The organism is Candidatus Kryptonium sp. (assembly GCA_025060635.1).
Lineage (GTDB): Bacteria > Bacteroidota > Ignavibacteria > Kryptoniales > Kryptoniaceae > Kryptonium.
Genome location: JANXBN010000002.1, coordinates 229545 through 249683 on the forward strand (window position 1 = coordinate 229545; position 20139 = coordinate 249683).

Genomic DNA, 20139 nt, shown 5'->3' on the forward strand with positions numbered 1-20139 from the left:
AGGGCGAGGTAACTCGCCCTTTTTTTTAAAATAATTTTCTTCTGCGAAATGAGGATAATCTTTATATTTTTAATTACTTTGATCTTGGGGTCTACTTTTCTATTTTCACAAGCACAGCGAAGTTATAGGGTTCTTGCGGTGATGGTGGAGTTTCAGGAAGATAACGATCCTTTGACAAGTGGAAATGGAAAATTTAATTTAAGCTTCCCCTCGCGCAAGATCATAGATCCTCCACCTCACGATAAGAAGTATTTCACGGCTCATCTCCAGTTTTTAAAAAACTATTTTTCAAAGTTTTCTATAAACATTGAATACGAAATCATTGATTCAGTTATCACTTTGCCAAAGCAAATGCGACATTACTCACCGCCACAAGATTCGGGGCTTGAACGAATTTTAATGCTTGTTTATGACACATGGAAAATTGTTAAAGATTCTCAAGTCAGGACGAGATATCCACTTTCTTCGTATGATTGTTATATCATTTTTCACGCTGGTGTTGGAAGAGACATAAATTTATCTGCAGAGTACGGTTATAATCCAACGCCATTTGATATACCTTCGCTATTTGTAAATCAAGATTCAATAACTGCGTTCTTGAGAAAAAGAGGGATAACAGAAGGTTTTGAAGTGAAAAATTCAATTATTCTCCCCGAAACGGAATCAAGATACATTCAAAGCATAACTGGCGAAAGATTACTTCAAATTGGGCTAAATGGCTTGCTTGTTTCAAACTTTGCTAGCTTTCTTGGATTGCCAGATCTATTTGATACGAAAACTGGAAGGTCAAGAATTGGAAGATTTGGGTTGATGGATGGACCAGGAATTTTCTCATATCGTGGGCTCTTGCCACCAGAACCATCAGCGTGGGAAAAAATAAAACTTGGAATATGTCAACCTGTTGAAGTAAAGAACTTTAAAGACACAACTATTTCTGTTTCGGCTTTTCAATTCAACCGGAACAATGCAATTTACAAAATACCGATCAACGCAAAAGAATATTTTCTAATTGAGAACCGAAATCGTGATGTTTTTAACGACGGTGTCAGATTGAAATTTTATTGGCGTGATTCAACGGGAGAAAAAATAATTGAAAGGATCTTTACAAGAGATCAAACTGGATTTAATTATTTTGATGTTGATTCTGTCTACGGTGTTTTGATTGATGTTGACGAGCCAGATTGGGCTTTGCCTGGTTCGGGAATTTTAATCTGGTATATTGACGAAAATGTGATTGATGAAAATTTGAAAACAAATTCAATCAATAATGATGTGAAACGGCTTGGCGTGAAGCTCGTTGAAGCAGATGGACCACAGGTGATTTTTGGCGATGAGATCGGCTGGGAATTTGATATGTGGTTCCGTGGAAATTCGGCACCTACTTATAGAAACGAATTTTCCATAAGCGCATACCCTTGGAATCCAACCAACAATTTATCAAACTTCAATTTTAAAATTTACGATTTCAGCTTGCCATCACCTCTAATGACATTTAAACTTGGGATATCTGATTCACTAATTCTTTCAACTTCAACCTTTCCAAAACGAGCACCTGGATTATCGGAAAGATCTTTTATTACAATTGCAAACATAGCTAACGATTCTCAAAGTGAGATAATTTTAAACTCAGCATCTGGAATTTTTGCTTTCAATTTTAATGGGGCATCTTTAACATTAAACGAAAGTGGATATTACTCAAACATTAAAAGCGATTTCGCTTGTGCTGTGTTTGATGTTGAGGGTGATGGAATTGGGGATGTGATAGGAATTGATGGTAGAAGAGTTTATGCTCTCAGGACAAATGATTTTAATTTTGACGGTTTCGCTGATGTCGTGTGGAGCTTTAGCAACGAGGTTTCAATTTCAACGCCACCTGCGATTTTTCAAAATAAAATAGCTTTTGGTGATAGCAGTGGAAATCTTGTCATTTTAAACAAAAATGGGACATTAAATAAGAAAATAAAAATAGCGGATGATCTGATCGTTTCTTTAATTGTAAGCGATTCAATGTGGGTTGCGGTTTCAAAACGGAAAATAAAGACGGAAATGAACGAATGGAACTTCAATGTTAATTTTATCTCTTCTGCTGGAATTGATCTGAAAAGAAATGGTCTGATTGAAATAGTCGTAGGTTTTTCTGAAAGCGGAGATGTAATCATACTTAATACGGTGACCGGTGAAGTTAGACAAGCGAAAGTTCATCCTTTGCCAAGAACTTACAGTAGCCCAGCGATCGCCGATCTAAATCTTGATGGTTTTCCTGATATTGTTATAACTTCTGGAAATAAAATTTGGGCTTTTAATCACTTTGGATCAACGCTTGTAAACTTTCCGATAGAGGTTAAAAATGTAAGCAGTTTATCATCTCCTGTTATTGTTAATTTCGTTGGTGATACTTTACCAGAGATAATCGTTGGAACCGATGTGGGATTGATTTATGCTTTTGATGTATATGGCAAGGTAGTTTCTATGTTTCCAATTTCTATAAGTAATTCGTGTCTTTCATCCCCGGCAGTTTATTATGAAAGCAACATAGTTTATTTACTTGCCCCAAGTATAGATGGATATCTTTATGCGTGGATTGTGAAGCCTAATACATATTCAGTCAACATCTTGTGGTCAAGCTATTTGCGCGACGAAAAACATTCAAACTATTCTTCAAAGTCTTTTGAGTTAACTTCATTTCCTTCTATGAAAATTCTTGATGATAAAGTAGTTTACAACTGGCCGAACCCAGTTTATGATGATTTCACTCATATTCGTGTTAAAACATTTAGGGACGCAAGAGTAAACATCAAGATTTTTGATGTCGCTGGTTTTAAAGTTGATGAGATCAACACGAGCGTAAGCGCAAACTTTGAATCAGACATAAAGTGGAGTGTAAAAAATGTTCAGCCGGGCATTTACTATGCAAGAGTTGAAGCAATCGCCGATGGAAGAAGCGAGGTAAAAATAATAAAAATTGCAGTGGTGAGATGAAATTTTTTGTGAAGATAAATTTACTGTTGTTATTTTGTTTTATCACTATCTCTTCATTTGCGCAAGATGAGGAATACATTCATCCTGAACTTGAATGGTACACTATTGAAACAGAACATTTTCTAATTCATTTTCATAAAGGAGCGGAGAGAACCGCTAAAGTCGTTGCAAAAATTGCTGAAGAAATATATGAACCGATAACCTCACTCTATGAGCATAAGCCAGATCAAAAAGTTAACATAATCATAAAGGACTATGACGATTTCTCAAACGGCGTGACTTATTTTTATGACAATAGAATTGAAATATGGGCAAGTGCTCTTGACTTTGAGCTTCGGGGTGTACATAACTGGTTAAGGGATGTTGTCACTCATGAGTTCACTCACAACATTCAAATGCAAGTTGCGATGAAGTTTGGCAGAAGAATTCCAGCGGTTTACTTTCAATGGCTTGGCTATGAAAAGGAAAATAGACCTGATGTGCTTTATGGTTTCCCAAATGTAATTGTATCTCATCCGATTGCTGGGATAAATGTCCCTGCATGGTTTGCTGAAGGAACTGCTCAATTTAATCATCCCGACTTAAATTATGACTACTGGGATACGCATAGAGATATGATCTTGAGAATGCAAGTTGTTGATAATAAACTTTTATCCTGGGATGATTTAAATTATTTTGGAAAGACAAGCTTGGGAAATGAATCGGTCTATAATTCGGGCTTTTCCTTGGTTGAATTCATCGCTAAAAATTACGGCGTTGATAAACTTAAAGAGATCTCAACGAACTTGAAATCTCCACTTCGCTTGACTATTGATCAAGCTGTGAAGAAATCGCTTGGGATAGACGGTGTTGAACTTTATAACCTTTGGAAGGAACATATCAAGGAAAAATATAGAAATCAGATTGAAGCAATTGGGGAAAAAGTTGAAGGAAGAATTATCATAAGCGAGGGTTTTGCTAATTTTTATCCTAAGTTCTCTGCCAGTGGTAAAATCGTGGCGTATGTTTCAAATAAGGGAAGTGACTATTTTTCTCCTTCCGCAATTTACATTTATAATCTTGAAACCGGAAAAGAGGAGAAGCTTATCAGCGGGGTTTCATCATCCATCGCTTGGTCTTCGGATGGTAAGAAGATTTTTTATTCAAAAAAGACGAGAAGAAATAAAAATTGGCGAAGTTTGTATGATATTTTTGTTTACGACTTTGAGCTAAAAAAAGAAAAAAGGTTAACATACGGATTTAGAGCAAATAATCCTGCTGTTTCACCGGATGGAAGAACGATCGCATTTGTTCTCTATTCGGATGGAACTGCGAACATAGGGATCGCAAAGATTGATGAACCAGCAAAGGTGAAAATGTTAACTGAATTTAAAAACGGAGAACAGATCTATAACCTCTGTTTTTCTCCAGATGGAAAGAAAATTTTATTTGACTACTCACTTAAAAACAATCGCGACATCGGTATTATTGACATTGAAACGCTTGAGTTTAAACCAATTATCGCAACGAGAAGTGATGAGAGAAATCCAACTTTTTCTGAAAATGGGATGAAAATTTACTTTTCTTCCGATAGAAGCGGTATTTTTAACATTTATGAATTTGATGTTTTAACTGGGGAAACTTATCAAGTTACGAATGTCATCGGTGGGGCTTTCATGCCGAGCGTAAGAGATGGCAAATTGGTCTATTCAATTTACACTTCGGATGGCTTTAAAATTGCGTATTTTCAAAAGATAGAGAGAATTAAACCTCTGAAAGATGTAAATTTGCTCGCCTACGAAAATAATCTTGGGGAAATTTCACAAATTTCAAATTCAAATGAATATGATGATACGATTCTGCCAGAGTTTGAGATCAAAGAATATAAAAATGTTTACACTTCACTTTCATTTTATCCTGTTTTTCGGTTTGATAACTACAACCGGCATGAAAAGGGGATAGATCATTTGAAATTTGGGCTTTACACATATTCAACTGATGTGGTTGGTAAGTATAGTTTCTTCGCAGGTGCACTTGTGAATAGAAAACTTGAGCGTGATTTGTTTTTGCAGCTTGAGTTTAACGATAAATTTCCAATTCTTTATCAACTTGGACTTAAACCTAAATTTTCTGTTGAAGCATATAATGTGACGAGAAGAACGAAATTTATCCTTGAACTTGGGCTGAATTTAATTCCAGTTGATGTAATTTATCACTTAACAGAAGTTGATCTCTCTTTTAGTTGGAAAATTTTTCTGCCGTCTTTGAACTTGCGAAGCGGATTCACATTTTCAAGATATTCCGCTGAAATAAAAAGCTTCGTCATACCAGAGACGAAAGCACATGTCCCGTCCTCCGATGATGTGTATTTTATAGGTCGCGTTTTCTATTTGGATTTTCTCTTTAAAAGCATAAAGCCACGGGTCAACGCAGATATAAATCCAGTTGGTAGAAAAATTAATCTGCGTTTGAATTATGAACTTAACAAATTAAATCCTGATGGAACTTACGAATTTAAAGACGGGATTCTCGTCCCGGTCTATAAGAGGTTTAATTTTTTGAGATTTGAGGTCGGTTGGAATGAGTATTTAAGCCTGCCTTTCAAGAATCACACATTAGGTCTTGTGGTAAGATATGGAACTATCTTAGGAAGACCTGTCAATGAGTTTTTCAATTTTTATGGTGGTGGATTAATCGGGATGCGTGGATATTCATTTTATTCTCTCGGTGGGAATGAGATCTTCACAGCAAAATTAGTTTACAGATTTCCGATCGTTGATAATTTCTCACATCAAATTTTACACTTCGGTTTTCAAAGGGTTTATGCTGGAGTGTTTTTTGATTTTGGAAATGCCTGGGATGAAAGAGCGCGCTTAAAGGATTTCAAAAGAGACGCAGGAATTGAATTAAGAATTGATGGAAACTCTTTTTATCTTTTCCCGATGAAAATTTTTGCAAGCGTTGCTTATGGTTTTGATAAGTTTGATAAAACCATAAGCAAGGTTAAATATAATTTCGGTCGTGAGGTTAGATTTTATTTTGGCGTCGTTTTTGATTTTGATTCAATTGAATAAAAATCAAAGATTGTTTAGAGCATGGCTAAAAAGTTAGTTTTTTTGCTTATCATTTTCATTTGCGCTGTGTATTCGCAGGAAATAGAACTTACAACTGGTCAACTTGGGCTTGATTTTTCTGTTTTTTCATACAAAGGCGAAGATAAATTGGAGCAAAAAAGATATTCACCTCTGAAGGCGGGATTGATGTCTGCTTTGGTGCCAGGAAGTGGAGAGTTCTACACGAAAAGTTATCTTAAATCAGCCTTATTTTTCACCGCGGAGGTAGTTTTATGGGTTGTCTATTTCAACTATACGAAAAAAGGGGATGAGCAAACGCGATGGTATAGGCAATACGCCGATGAAAATTGGAGCGTGGTTGATTATGCATTATGGATGAACGAATGGATGAGAAGATATGGTGGACAAGATGCGCCGATGATTTCAATAAATCCAAATGAAAATTTAAAACCTTGGCAAAGAGTTGATTGGTCAAGATTGAACGAGGCAGAAAGATATATAAGCATTCGCGCAGGTGGATTCTCACATACGCTTCCATCCTATGGCGAACAACAATACTATGAATTGATTGGAAAATATCATCAATATTCACCTGGCTGGAATGATTTTGATCGGAATTTCGTACCGAGAGATGTTTCTGAACTAAAACCAACTCCAAAGTTTAAATTTTATTCACGGGAAAGAGGAAAAGCAAATGATTTTTATTCAGTTGCAAGTATATCTGCTTTCGTTATAGTTGCGAATCATATTTTAAGTGCAGTTGATGCGTCAATGACAGCGATATTGAAAAATCGTGAGTTGAGCTCTAATTTAGGTTTTGAGTATAATTTGGATATCGGATTGATCGCAAAATTAAAATTAAGTTTTGAGTTTTAAAATGTCTGTTGCTCTTTTATTTTTTGATGGAATAGGCATAGGTGAGAACGATCCGGAGAAAAATCCGTTTGCGAGATTTAGATCAAAATTCTTTCGTGCGTTTACGAATGAAGATAATCACACAGCAGAATATGACGGCATAATTGTTCCAACTGATGCAACTATGAACATCACAGGCTATCCACAGAGTGCAACTGGGCAGACGACAATTTTCACTGGTGTAAACGCGTCCGAGATAATGCAAGGACATATTAACGGCTTTCCGACGCCTACTTTGAGAAAGATTCTTCTATCAGAAAGTATATTTTTGAAGCTAAAGAAACTTGGCAAAAGAGTGACATTTGCGAATGCTTACTCAAGACATTATTTTGAACTTCGTGGGGAAAAGCTTTCAGCTTCCACTTACGCTGTCTTGGCTTCGCAAGTTCCATTTAGATGGTATGATATTGAATTAAAAGAAGGCAAAGCAGTGCCAGCTGATTTAACAGGGGAATTTATGAAAAAGTTTTATCCGGATGTTAAAATAATAACTCCTGAAGAATCTGGAAAAATAATCGCAAGATTGATTGACGAATATGATTTTGTTATGTATGAATTCCCATTCACGGATGAAGCAGGACATAATCAGGATTTTGAACTTGCTTTGGAATATATCAGCAGAATTGAACGATTTCTTGATTCGCTGTTAACAACACTTGACCTGTGCAAACATCTTGTGATATTGACGAGCGACCATGGAAACATTGAGGATCTTTCCGTTAAAACCCACACGCTGAACAAAGTTCCAACCATCATCTGGGGAAAGGGGAAAGAGAAGGTCGCAAGCGAGATAAAATCACTCCTTGATATAACGCCTGCGATAATCAAATATCTCACCGACCGATTTTAGGTCCGCTAGAATTGTTAAAGTTTTGTTAAGTTTTTGCTTTGATTGTGAATTTCAAGGGAAAAAGATTTACAAATTTTTAACATTAATTTCATCTTTACTTTAAACTAGCCGTTTAATTTGGGGGTGAGCATTAAAATAAAGAGCTTGCGCAAATTATGCTTAAAAAGTTATTAATTCTTTCCCTGCTTTTAATAAATCTCCTGCAAAGTCAATATCAGATCTCCGGAAAAGTTTACGATTCAAACACGAATGAACCGCTTGCTGGGGCAAATGTATTTGTGAAGGAATTGAATACTGGAACAACAACAAATTTTGATGGCGAGTTTACGCTCAGGTTAAATACCAGGGGAAAATTCAATTTAAAGATAAGCTATGTTGGTTACAAATCTGTTGACACACTGATAGATCTTAACAGGAGCGGAATAGTGCTAAGCATCGGAATGAAACCTGATGTCGTTAAGCTTGGCGAAGTTGAAGTTAGCGGCTCTGTTGAAAAAAATGGGATTTCTTTGAAAAATTATGTTGCAGCAAAGCAATTGAGCAGAGGGATATTTGACGGATTAAGTTATGAGCAAATTAAATTAACAATTGCCTCAACCTCATCTGAACTCATGAATAAAATCGTTGGGGTTTCAGTAAAGCAGGGGAAATTTGTAAATGTGCGGGGGGTTTATGAAAGATATAATTTAGCTACGCTTAATGGTTCGTTTTTACCAAGCCCGGAACCAGATCAAAAAGCTTTCACATTTGATTTAATCCCAGCTGGTTTAATTCAAGAAGTTAAAGTCATAAAAACATTTTCACCAGAGCTTCCAGGAAACTTTGGAGGTGGAATAGTTGATATTAAAACGATAGAATTTTCCGAAGCGTTATCTAATTCTTTAAATTTGTCAGTTGCAGGAATTCCGGATGCTACTTTCAGAAGGTTCTTTGTTTATGGGATGAACAGATTGAATGCATTTGGACCTTCAAATATAACCACGGGGCTTCCTTCAAGTTTACCTGAAGATTTAAGCAAATTACCGCACGAGCAAAGGATACTCTTTGCGAAAGATATCAAGAACCTCTGGAACAGAAATACATTTTATTATATCCCGAATTTCAGAATGAACTTTTTAAGCATGGGGAAAATTCCGTTTGGCGGATTAAGTTATTCGTTTGGAGTTATATATAGCGGCGAATCATCTAAAAGAAACCTTGAGGTTTATGAGTATGAATGGGATGGCTCAAAACGATTTGAGTATACTGGAGATAGAATTTCGCGGGCATCTCAATTAACGGGATATTTTGATTTGAAAACGAAATTTTCTGAACAGATCGTAGGTTTTAGAGGGATGATCGTTGGTATATACGAAGATGAATCGGCAAATTTAAGAGGTTTTCAGTACACTGATCAATGGGCTGAACAAAATCAAATGTCAATAAAGTTTAATCAAAGAAATCTTTACTTTTGGCAACTGTATGGGGAACATTTATTTGGTGATGTGAAAATTAATTGGCAAGGTTCTACATCATCCATCTTGAACACTGAACCAGATTCAAGACGCCTCGTATATCAGCGAGATATTGATAATCCAAATTCAAGGTTTTCTATTTTGCTTGGACCGCAAGCCAGTTTCAAAAATGGGGGGATTTTGTACTCATATCTTAAAGATAATTTGAATGAGGTCAAAGCAGATGTAAAATTTCCTATTTTGGGTATAGATTTAAGAAGCGGTGTTAATTTCTGGGAGACCAAGCGTAATTTCAAATTCCGATTGATTGGAGTTGTAGTGACTCCGTTTATGAATTATCAAATGTATTATCTGCCACCTGATTCCATATTCTTGCCTGAAAACTTCAAACGAGATGGTTTTTCATTAGATGAATATGTTTCGGGAACAAATAGATATAAGGCTTACGATAGGGTTTTAGCATATTACCTTCTTGCTGAAATACCGTTTAGAATCGGAAATCAAAGATTTAACTTCGCATCTGGCCTTAGAGTTGAAAATTCATCTCAAAACATCTATACGAGAGATTTTACAAATACTAAAGATGAGATAATAATTCGGAAACATTACGAGATCTTCCCATCAGTTGAGTTAAAGTATTCTCCGACGCATATGATAAATGTTAAACTTTCATATAGTCAAACTGTTAACAGACCTGAGTTAAGAGAAATTGCTCCGTTTGCATATTATGACTTCTATTCGCAAACTACAATCGTAGGGAATCCACAGATTCAAAGGGCGTTGATTTTCAACTACGATTTGAGGGCAGAGATTTTCAGCTTGGGTGAGGACATGTTATCCATTGGGGTTTTTCATAAGCATATAAAGTCGCCGATAGAGAAAGTGATAATTACAGGGGTTGCGCTTGGGAAGTTAAGAACATTTATGAATGGTAAATTCGCAAAGGTCTCTGGCCTTGAAGTTGAGTTTATAAAAGATCTAAAATTTTTAAAGGTTGTTGGTAATGTTTCAGTTCTTAAATCAAGTGTTGATGTTGAAAAAACTGAAACAACTGTAGAGCGCAAGGGTAGAAGCCTACAGGGACAGCCCCCGTACCTTGTTAATTTGCTTTTGGTGCACGAAAAGCCAGAATCAAGATTTAGCGCAAGCATATCATATAATCTCACTGGGCCGAGAATTCACGATGTAGCAACTGAATATACCGAAGATATAATTGAAATAGCAAGACATCAAGTTGATTTCAGATTTGGGTATAGACTGAATAGAATAATTAGCCTTAGTTTAAGTGGCAAAAACATCACTGCGTCACCGATCGTATTGAAGCAAGGCAAGGAGATAAATCAAAAGATAACAACAGTAGCAAGCATTTCTTTCGGCGTGAACGTTAAGTTTTAGGCAAAATAAAAATTAAAAACAAAATGGAGAGAACAAAATATGTTGTTACGCTTTAACAGATTGATTGCTTTAATCATATTTAATTTGCTTATTTTTCAGTTAATTGCTATGGCGCAACCGCCGGCAAATGTTGTAGTGATTCAAGGAAGAATTACGAGGGATTCTACACTTACCGCCGATAAGCAATATCTTTTGCGTGGATTTGTTACAGTAGAGCGAGGTGCAACATTAAGAATTGAACCTGGAACAGTTATATATGGTGATAAAGAGACAAAAGGAACATTGATAGTTAAAAGAGGTGGAAAGATAATTGCGAACGGAACAAAGGACAAACCGATAGTATTTACAAGTGCGCAACCTGTTGGAAGGAGGGCAGCAGGTGATTGGGGAGGGATTATAATACTTGGTGAAGCTCCGGTTAATACTCCAACGGGAACTGCAGTAATTGAAGGTGGAATACCACCGGAGGATGGAACATATGGAGGTACAAATCCAGATGATAGCAGTGGAGTTTTTAGATATGTAAGAATTGAATTCCCAGGTATAGCATACACACCTGATAATGAGATAAACGGGTTAACTATGGGTGGTGTTGGTAGGAAAACTTTAATTGAATATGTACAAGTTAGCTTCTCTGGCGATGATGCTTTTGAATGGTTTGGTGGTAATGTGAACGCTAAATATTTAATCTCATACAAAAATCTTGACGATGATTTTGATTCAGACCTTGGTTGGAATGGTAAAGTTCAATTTGCAATTGCCTTGAGAGATCCGGCTATTGCTGATATAAGTGGTAGCAATGGCTTTGAGTCGGATAATGATCCAACTGGTTCATTTAATAATCCCAGAACTTCGCCGATATTTAGCAATGTCACCTTAGTTGGTCCGATGCCGGATACAAACTTTACAGGTTATAATGCTAACTATAGAAGGGGGCTTCACTTAAGACGCGCAACCCTAACAAACTTGTATAACGGTGTTATAATAGGATGGCCAACTGGGATATTTCTTGATGGTTCAGCGGTTGCAAGAGCAGCTCAAAATGATACTCTTCAAATAAGAAATACTGTTATCGCAGGCATAAGAGCAGCAAGCCAAGTTACAACCAATGTTTCTGGTTTTGATGCAAGAGCTTGGTTCTTAACTTCTGGATATGCAAATCGTATTTATCCGATCGTTGATTCAATAAGAATGTGTGCTGCATTTGATCTCGCAAATCCGCGCCCATTGCCCTGTCCCGGATCACCGCTAATTGGAATGGCAAGCTTCGCAAATCCAAGATTACAAGATCCTTTCTTCACGAATGTTAATTGGGTTGGTGCTTTCGGACCAGATGCAGCTCAAAGATGGGACATTGGTTGGACAAATTATGACCCGCAAAATACGGACTATTCAAGATTTCTAAAAGTTTACGAGAAAGTCTCTGATCTTCCTACGCAATTTGAATTGAAGCAAAATTATCCTAATCCATTCAATCCAGAAACAGTGATAGAATTTAGTATTCCAAAGAGTGGTAGGGTAAGCCTTGTAGTTTATAATGCTATAGGTCAAGAAGTCGCAAGGTTAATTGATGAAAATCTTGAATCTGGTTCTTACAAAGTGAAATTTAATGGGGGGAACTTGCCAAGCGGGATTTATATCTACAAGTTAAGCGCTGAGGGAAGATCAATTTCAAGAAAAATGGTTCTTGTTAAATAAAAAATTAATAGGGGCAGGAAAGCACACACATCCTGCCCCACAATTTTAAATTAAGTGAAAACTAAAGAAGGAAATTAAAAAATGGAGCAAAAAATTAGCGTTATTCTCGTGGTAGTGTTTCTTGTCTTAACGCTTGCTTCAGTTTTTCTTTCTGCTGTAAATAAAATTTTCTTACTTCTTGGTCTTTCAATGGGTATTTCAATGCTTTATTCACTGCTTGCGATCATTTCAAGCAGGCAAAGCCAAGAATAAGGTAGATTTTATAAGTTTTTCCACCAAAGTATAGAAGTTGATGTGCTGTTTTTAGTTTTCTCTATAAATCGTTCCATTTCTGATTTAGTCATTGGAACAAAATTTTTAGCAATTTCAACATTTTGCTTTAATTCGTCTATCGTTTTCACTCCGACAATAGCTGTGCTTATTGGAAGAGAAAAAACATATCTTAAACTTTCGGAGACGAAATTCGTAAATCTTCCGTCCGATAAAACTTTCATTGCAATTACGCCGATGTTTTTCCTTTTAGCAATTGGGAAAATTACTTCACCAAAATCATTTAGAAGTTTATCTACGGAGCTCAAGGGGACAAGCACAGTTTCAAAATCAAATCTGTTAAGTGCTTCTTTTATTACTTCAGGTCTTGTATGACCTGTGATTCCGATGTGTTTACAAAGCCCTTCCTCTTTCGCTCTGATCACAGCATATAGAGAACCGTTCTTTGATGTGATTTTGTTAAGTTCGTAAATTGTATTTACAGAATGAATTTGTAGAATATCAACATAGTCGGTTTTTAACCTTTCAATGCTTGTGTTAATTTCGCGCCATGAATCATCTTTATCTCTTTGCAAAGTTTTCGTTGCAAGTATAACTTCATTTCTTCTTGTTTTCATTACCTCTCCAACTTTTTCCTCAGCGTTTCCGTATGTGCTTGCGGTGTCAATATAGTTTATACCAAGATCAATCGCAGTTTCAATAATTTTAACTGCTTGTTTGAAGTTTCTCATCCCTCCTATTTGAGCACAGCCGAGACCAAGGATTGTGACTTCAAGACCTGTTCTGCCAAGTTTCCTTTTTTCTATTTCGGATTTATTATCATTTATCCCGACCAACCCGAGACCGATAATTGATGCGCTTGTTTTCTTAAGAAATTCTCTCCTTGTGAGTTTCATGGCATTATCTCCTTGGATTCTTCAAATTTTAATTCTTCTTCTCCAATTGCTTTTCCAAATACGAAACCTTCGCTATCAAACTTAAGCTCGGCAAGTTGTTTAATCATCTCCTCAATTTTCATTGTTCTATCCTCAAATTTTTCTTCTATTTTGGCAACTCTTTCTTCAAGTAGTGTTATTCTTTTGTCAAGTCGTATGATAATTTCATCAAGTTTCTCAATTCTCTCCTCAAGTAAAGTTATTCTTTGATCAAGCTTTACGATGACTTCCTCAAGCTTTGTGATCCTTTTTTCAAGTTTCTCAATCCTTTCTTCAAGTAGTGTAATTCTTTGATCAAGTTTTACAACAATTTCTTCAGGTCGTGTGAGCCTATCTTCAACAGGCGAAAGGCGTTGTTCCATCTTAACTATCAAATCGCAAAGTAAGTTAAATTCCTTACGGCTAACTTTTATATTTTTAACTCTTTGTTCAATTATTTCATTAATCAGCCTTATGTCCTCGGCAGTTAATCGCATGACTTTTTGAGATTTGGCTTACCAAAAAAATTTTCAATCTTTATGTTTTTAACTTTTTCTTTTTTGCTGCAGGGAATAAGATATTGTTCAAGATCAATCTATAACCAGGCGAGTTTTTATGAAGTGAAAGATCAGTTGGTGGATCACCAACAGCGTGTTGATAATCTTCTGGATCATGACCACCAAGAAATGTGAAGGTTCCACGTCCATAATTACCGTGGATATACTTTACTTCGTCAGTTCCTTCTTTTTCGGCAAGAATGACGACCGATTTTTTTATCAATTTTCTATTAAAAGATGTCGTTTGTCCCATAAAATTGCGAATTACATTAACATGATTTTGAGTTAGCATCGTCGGAACGGGATCATACTTTGCTGAAAATTCAAAAAGTGTGAAATAATCGGTTGATGGATCACGAAGAGGTGGTGGATCGCTTGGAGGAAGATCAATATCGGAATATTCGTATCTGTATGGGTTCATTTCAAGTTTAAAGTTTTCAAAAGCAAGTGTTTTTGAGTAATCAAGTTTTTGTTGACAATCGGGATCTGGAGGATCGCCGTCGTACATGACATCGCAGATGTCTGTATTTTCAGCTGCAAGTGCGATATCAAGCGCATCTGTTGCAGAGCACATAGCAAATACAAAACCACCTGAAGCTATGTATTCCTTAATTCCGCGAGCGACAGCTTTCTTAAGTTCAGAAACTTTTTTAAATCCGAGTCGTTTGGCTTCTCTCTCATACATCATTTGTTCCTCAATATACCATTGTGTTCTTCCAAACGAAGCATAAAACTTCCCATATTGACCAGTGAAATCTTCATGGTGCAGATGTAGCCAATCATACTCATAAACTTTCCCATTTAAAATTTCTTCGTCCCAAATTTTATCATATGGAATTTCTGCATATTCAAGCGCAAGGGTCACGGCATCATCCCAAGGTCTAAAGTTTGGGGGAACATATACGGCAATTTTAGGGGCTTTTTCAAGGCGAACGACATCCATATTGTTATTTTCGTCTTGAATCTGCGCATAGATTTGCATTGCCTCTAAAGATGAGATCACATCAAAAGCAACACCACGAATCCTACATTCGTTTGCGATCACATCGTGATAATCCATCATAAATGAACCACCACGATAATTTAAAAGCCAATCAACATCAACACCATGCTTTAGCGCGAAATATGCTATGCCATATGCTTTGAGATGGTCGGTTTGTTTTAAATCCATATATATCAAAATTTTGTCCTGTCCAGATAAAAATTGGTAAAGAAAAACGATCAAGATCAAAATCTTTCGCATCATTGTATCTCGCCTCTTAATTCTCTAATTCTTTTTCTCGCTTCGCTCACAAATATAGAATTTGGAAATTTTGAAATAAGTTTCGTGTATGAGTTAATTGCGAGATCGGGCTTTCCAAGTTTCTGATAAATCAATCCCATTTCCATCAATGCGTCGTCTGTGTAAATGCTTTCAGGATATTCGTTCATCAAAACCTCAATGTATTTCAACGCTTCGTCAAGTTTTTTTATAGATTGATATGTTTTTGAAATCGTAAAAATGGCATCGTCACTTATTTGACAATTTTTACATTTTGATATTATGCTTTCAAGGATGGAAATTGCTTCACCAAATTTCTTCTGTCTTATTTTTAATTCAGCTATCGCAAACATTTTGAGATATTCGTCGGCGGGGAAGCGATTTGATTGAATCTTCATCATAAGTTCAATAGCGTCGTTTGAAAAGTCAGATGAAGTAGATTTTGAAACTTCTTCAAGAGTTTTGATTGCGGAATTAAAATTTCCATCGTAATAGTCAAGTTGAGCAAGCAAAAATTTAACTCTGAGGGTATCCTGAAAGTTTTTGATTTTTAACAAGTGAAGATATTTCTCTCTTGCTAAATTTAAGTCGCCTTTCAAAGTAAATATCTCGCCGAGCTTTAATATCGCATCTTTGCCGATGTAGAGCATGAATTTTTTTTCAATCTCTTCAAAATATCTCTGGGCTTGGTCAAGGTCAAAATAAATGTCAAGCTTTATAAGCCCGAGGCGAAACAAAGAATTGGCCTCATACTTAGTTCCAGCGTATTCGTTTGAAATCTTAATGTATTCGTTTTCAACTTTTTTTAGTTCAGAGAAGAAAACTGAGTCGGGTTTTTCAAGTGTGGAAAATTTTAATCTAAGCATTTCTTCGTTTGAGCGAACAAATCCAAATTTCGCTTCAGGTAAAATTTTTGAATTGGGATAACTTTCAATTATCGTTGCATAGGCTTTGCTGGCTATATGATAAATTCCTTGACTGAACATATCTTGTGCAAAATTTAGCAAAATCTCACCGTTTGCGAATGTAATTTTATCAAGTTGCTTTTGGACTTCAAGAGCTTTTTGATAATCCTTCGCTTCTATCAAAATCCACGAGTAAAGTTCAACTATACCGATGTTTTGTTTTGAAATTCTCGCTTCAGATTCAAGAATAGGCAAAATTTGTTTTTGAACATCTGCTCTGTCAATGTAGGAGGACATTCTATGTTTAACGCTTGGGATCATGCTTGGTGTCCTTCGTAAAACCTTGATGTATTCTTCCACTGCTTTATCAAATCTCATCGTAAATTCGTAAAGCATTGCTATTTCAAGTGAATATAGTTCGGGGACTCCTGAGATCTTTTGAGCGGTTGCAAGGTATTCAATGGCTTTATCGTAAAGTCGGTTTTGAATCAAATAATCCGCTATCATTCTATAAACTCCTGGATTATTCTTGTAAGTTTTGACGGTTCTATCCCATATTTCAATTGCTTCTTTTTCTTTTCCAGATTTGAAATAAGCATCTCCAAGTTTTCCTCTAATATCAATATCATCTGGATGGGTTGTTAACCATGATTGTGCAAGTTTAATGGCTTTGTCATAATTTTTGGTTTGAATGTTTAAGCGAACGAGGGCTTCAAGGTAAACTCTGTTTTCTGGGTTTTGTGAGTAGAGTTCTTCGTAAATTTTTAAAGCTCTTTCGTATTCACCGCCCCTTTCAAAAGATTGAGCAAGTCGTAATAAATTAAGTTCGCTTTGAGTTTGTGCGATGGCAAAATTAATTATTAAAAACAGGCAAATTGGCTTCAAAAAATTTATCTTCATAACTTAAAACATAATCCTTGGTTTTTGTTCGGAGGTATGGATATCGCATTCCTTCGTCGGGAGGTATTTCCTGATGAAAAGATCTGTTATCTTTTGGGGGCAATATGGAGTGGCAAGTTTTTGAGATTCAGCACAAATAGTTGCAGATACGACATCTGGAGGTTGTTCAAAATCAAGAATTGGCATATTTATCTCTGGATCGTCATAGACATATTTCATAAATCTGCCCCACAAAGGTGCTGCAGCTCTTCCACCTTGACCGAATGTTCCGCCGAAGGTTATTCTTCTATCGTCAAATCCAAGCCATACGCCAGCTACGAGATTTGGAGTATAACCAATAAACCAAGCATCGGCGAAATCTTGAGTTGTTCCAGTTTTGCCAGCGCAAGGTAAATGGAAGAACTGTCTAACTCTTGTTCCAGTTCCTGAATTAACTACATCTTCAAGCATATTTGTGATGATGTAGGCAGTTTCTCTGCTTATGACCTCTTTCTTTTCTGGTTGTGCTTCTTCAATCACATTTCCAAATCTATCTTCAATTCTTAAGATCGCAATCGGCTCAACATAAATACCTTCATTTGCAAAAACTCCGTAAGCTGAGGTAATTTGTAAAGGTATCACTTCAGCTGTTCCAAGGGCGATTGACTCATATGGTGGTATTTCTGTTTTTATTCCCATCCTATGTGCGTAGTCAATTACTTGATCTATTGGAGCGAGTTCTTGTAGAACTCTAACAGCTACGACATTGATTGACATTTTAAGCGCTTCCCTTAAAGTCACCTTTCCTCCGAAAGTACCGTCAAAGTTTGAGGGCGTCCATTTCTCTCCATTTGCCATTATGACCGTGATTGGTTGATTCAAAAGTTGATATGCTGGTGAATATCCATTGTCAATTGCGACTGCGTAGACAAAGGGTTTGAAGGCCGAGCCAGGTTGCCTTTTTATTTGAGTCACATGGTTAAGACCATATTTAAAAACTTCAAAGTTTGAACTACCTACCATTGCTTTTATGTATCCAGTTTGCGGTTCAATTGCAACAAATCCTGCTTGAATTCGTGTTGTTTCCCTTTTAACCGAATCAACGAACGCTTTATTGTTAAGTAACTCGTGATAAATTTTACTTTTTTCTTCAGGATTTGCTTCAACATATCTTGGATCTTGCTTTATTGCCTTGTCAAGAACTGCGTTCAAAAGCTCTTTGTCCCATTTCCACGCTTTATCAAATTCTTTTTGTAATTCTTCAAGTTGTTCTTTTACTGCTCTTATTGCGTATCTTTGCATTCGTGCATCAAGTGTTGTGTAAACAACGAGGCCATCTTTGTAGATGTTAAATCCATATTTTTCGGCTTTCCTGTGAAGAATAAATCTTATGTATTCAAGAAAATGGGGGGCAATTCCAGAATAAATATATTCACGACCGCGATTGAGGTTGAGTGGTTCTTTTCTGGCTTTCTCATATTCTTCTTCAGTTATAAAACCAGTGACGAGCATATTTTTCAAGACGACATCGCGAATTTTTATAGCTCTGTCTGGATATTCAAACGGATTATATCTTGCAGGTGATCTTAACATTCCAACTAATAAAGCGCATTCAGCGAGTGTTAATTCACTTGGGCTTTTGCCGAAATAGATGAACGAGGCAGATTCAACTCCATATGCGCTCATTCCAAAATAAGCAATGTTAAGGTACATCTCAAGGATTTCTTCCTTTGTATAAGTTCTCTCAATTTGAATTGCTGTTATCGCTTCACGAATTTTTCTTGTAAGCGAAAGCTCTTGTGAAAGATAAAGATTTCTGGCAAGCTGTTGAGTAATTGTGCTCGCACCCTCGCGAATTCTCAAACTTAAAATGTTCTTCACCATTGCTTTTATAATTCTATCTAAATCAATTCCCCAGTGTTTGTAAAATTTTCTATCCTCAGTTGCTATTAAAGCGTTTATCAAATTTTTAGGTATGCTATCTATCGGAGTGTAAGATCTTTGTTTGATGTAAAATTGTCCGAGGAGTTCTCCGTCGTATGAATAAACCTTTGTCGCGAGCTCTGGAGTTGGATTTTCAAGCTGCTGAAGCGATGGTAGACCTAAAACCAAATAGATAACATATGCGACAAATAAAACTGCAACTGAAATTAAAATTATTCTTTTTATCTTCTCACGCCGTTTCAATTTCTCAAGTATCGTTTTTCTGTAATCAGGATCGTTGAAATATCGCTCCTTGTCAATTTCACTTTTGAAGTAATCTCTGAACTTCCTCATTTGCGAAGTTCCATTTTTTTATTTCAAACTCTTCCGAAAAAACTCCGTAAGTGAAGTTCCACAGCCAGTCGCCGGTGTTGATATAAAATCCATTTCCGATCTTTAAAACAGCAGGTTTATGCAAATGTCCCATCACAACATAATCAAAACCTTCTTTAATTTTCTCTGTTGCGAATTCAATTATATCTTTTTCGTCGTTCTTTGAATCCCTATTGATTGAATATTCTCTGCTTTTTCTTGATGAAGCGCTAGCAAGCCAGAGCCCAAAATCAGGATGAAGTAGAGAAAACAAAGCGATGTTTGTCTTGTTGCGCAAAATCTTTTTGAGAATTTTATATCCCTTATCGCTTTTTGAAAGCCCATCGCCGTGAACTATGTAAAATTTCTTCCCGTTGATTTCAATTTTCAATTCATCTTTGAAAATTTTTATGCCTATTTCCGATTCAAAATAATCGCGAACCCAGAAATCATGATTCCCGAGCACATAAAAGATTTCCACTCCATTATCGGAAAGTTCAGCGAGTTTTCCAAGTGTTCTTGTAAAACCCTTTGGCACAGCAAGTTTATATTCAAACCAGACATCAAAAAAATCACCCAAGATAAAAAGTTTTTGTGCGGTTTCGCCAACGAGATTAAGAAAACGAACAAGCTCTATTTCTTTTGCACGATTAGATTCCTTGCTTCCATGCCCAAGATGAACATCAGATATAAAAAATGCTTTTTCCAAATGAA

General features: G+C 36.3%; 13 protein-coding genes. 7 read left to right on the plus strand and 6 right to left on the minus strand.

Features of this window, described 5'->3' with window-relative positions; all coding sequences use genetic code 11:
• The first annotated feature begins 48 nt into the window (after positions 1-48).
• The 7 genes from NZ923_05395 (at position 49) to NZ923_05425 (ending at position 12596) form a co-directional block, all read left to right on the plus strand.
• Positions 49-2979, plus strand: coding sequence for a hypothetical protein (locus NZ923_05395; GenBank protein MCS7229453.1), 2931 nt, complete (start codon positions 49-51; stop codon positions 2977-2979).
• An 8-nt stretch (positions 2980-2987) separates the two neighbouring features.
• The gene (locus NZ923_05400; protein ID MCS7229454.1) at positions 2988-6032 is read left to right on the plus strand and encodes a BamA/TamA family outer membrane protein; all 3045 of its coding nucleotides are present in this window, start codon (positions 2988-2990) and stop codon (positions 6030-6032) included.
• Positions 6033-6053: 21 nt separating this feature from the next.
• Positions 6054-6908: a DUF5683 domain-containing protein gene (locus tag NZ923_05405; GenBank protein MCS7229455.1), complete on the plus strand. Its 855-nt coding sequence runs from the start codon at positions 6054-6056 to the stop codon at positions 6906-6908.
• Between the two features lies 1 nt (position 6909).
• Positions 6910-7797, plus strand: a complete 888-nt coding sequence (locus NZ923_05410) for an alkaline phosphatase family protein (GenBank protein ID MCS7229456.1) — start codon at positions 6910-6912, stop codon at positions 7795-7797.
• A gap of 155 nt (positions 7798-7952) precedes the next feature.
• A complete protein-coding gene (locus NZ923_05415; GenBank protein ID MCS7229457.1) occupies positions 7953-10646 on the plus strand; it encodes a TonB-dependent receptor in 2694 nt (897 codons plus the stop codon).
• A gap of 108 nt (positions 10647-10754) precedes the next feature.
• Entirely contained in the window at positions 10755-12344 is a 1590-nt protein-coding gene (locus NZ923_05420; protein ID MCS7229458.1) for a T9SS type A sorting domain-containing protein, read from the plus strand.
• 81 nt (positions 12345-12425) lie between these two features.
• Positions 12426-12596, plus strand: coding sequence for a hypothetical protein (locus NZ923_05425; GenBank protein MCS7229459.1), 171 nt, complete (start codon positions 12426-12428; stop codon positions 12594-12596).
• Between the two features lie 8 nt (positions 12597-12604).
• Here NZ923_05425 and NZ923_05430 read toward each other — a convergent pair whose 3' ends face one another.
• From NZ923_05430 to NZ923_05455, 6 genes are read right to left on the minus strand one after another with little or no spacing between them, the layout of a single operon-like run.
• A complete protein-coding gene (locus tag NZ923_05430) occupies positions 12605-13510 on the minus strand; it encodes an aldo/keto reductase (GenBank protein MCS7229460.1) in 906 nt (301 codons plus the stop codon).
• Positions 13507-14025: a hypothetical protein gene (locus tag NZ923_05435; GenBank protein MCS7229461.1), complete on the minus strand. Its 519-nt coding sequence runs from the start codon at positions 14023-14025 to the stop codon at positions 13507-13509. Before NZ923_05435 ends, NZ923_05430 begins: the two co-directional genes overlap by 4 nt.
• A gap of 40 nt (positions 14026-14065) precedes the next feature.
• Positions 14066-15328, minus strand: a complete 1263-nt coding sequence (locus tag NZ923_05440) for an asparagine synthetase B (protein MCS7229462.1) — start codon at positions 15326-15328, stop codon at positions 14066-14068.
• Complete coding sequence (locus NZ923_05445; GenBank protein MCS7229463.1) at positions 15328-17151, minus strand: tetratricopeptide repeat protein; 1824 nt, start codon at positions 17149-17151, stop codon at positions 15328-15330. The genes NZ923_05440 and NZ923_05445 overlap by 1 nt, the downstream gene beginning before the upstream one ends.
• A 3-nt stretch (positions 17152-17154) precedes the next feature.
• Positions 17155-19407: a PBP1A family penicillin-binding protein gene (locus NZ923_05450; GenBank protein ID MCS7229464.1), complete on the minus strand. Its 2253-nt coding sequence runs from the start codon at positions 19405-19407 to the stop codon at positions 17155-17157.
• Positions 19376-20134, minus strand: a complete 759-nt coding sequence (locus NZ923_05455) for a UDP-2,3-diacylglucosamine diphosphatase (protein ID MCS7229465.1) — start codon at positions 20132-20134, stop codon at positions 19376-19378. Before NZ923_05455 ends, NZ923_05450 begins: the two co-directional genes overlap by 32 nt.
• Between the last annotated feature and the right edge of the window lie 5 nt (positions 20135-20139).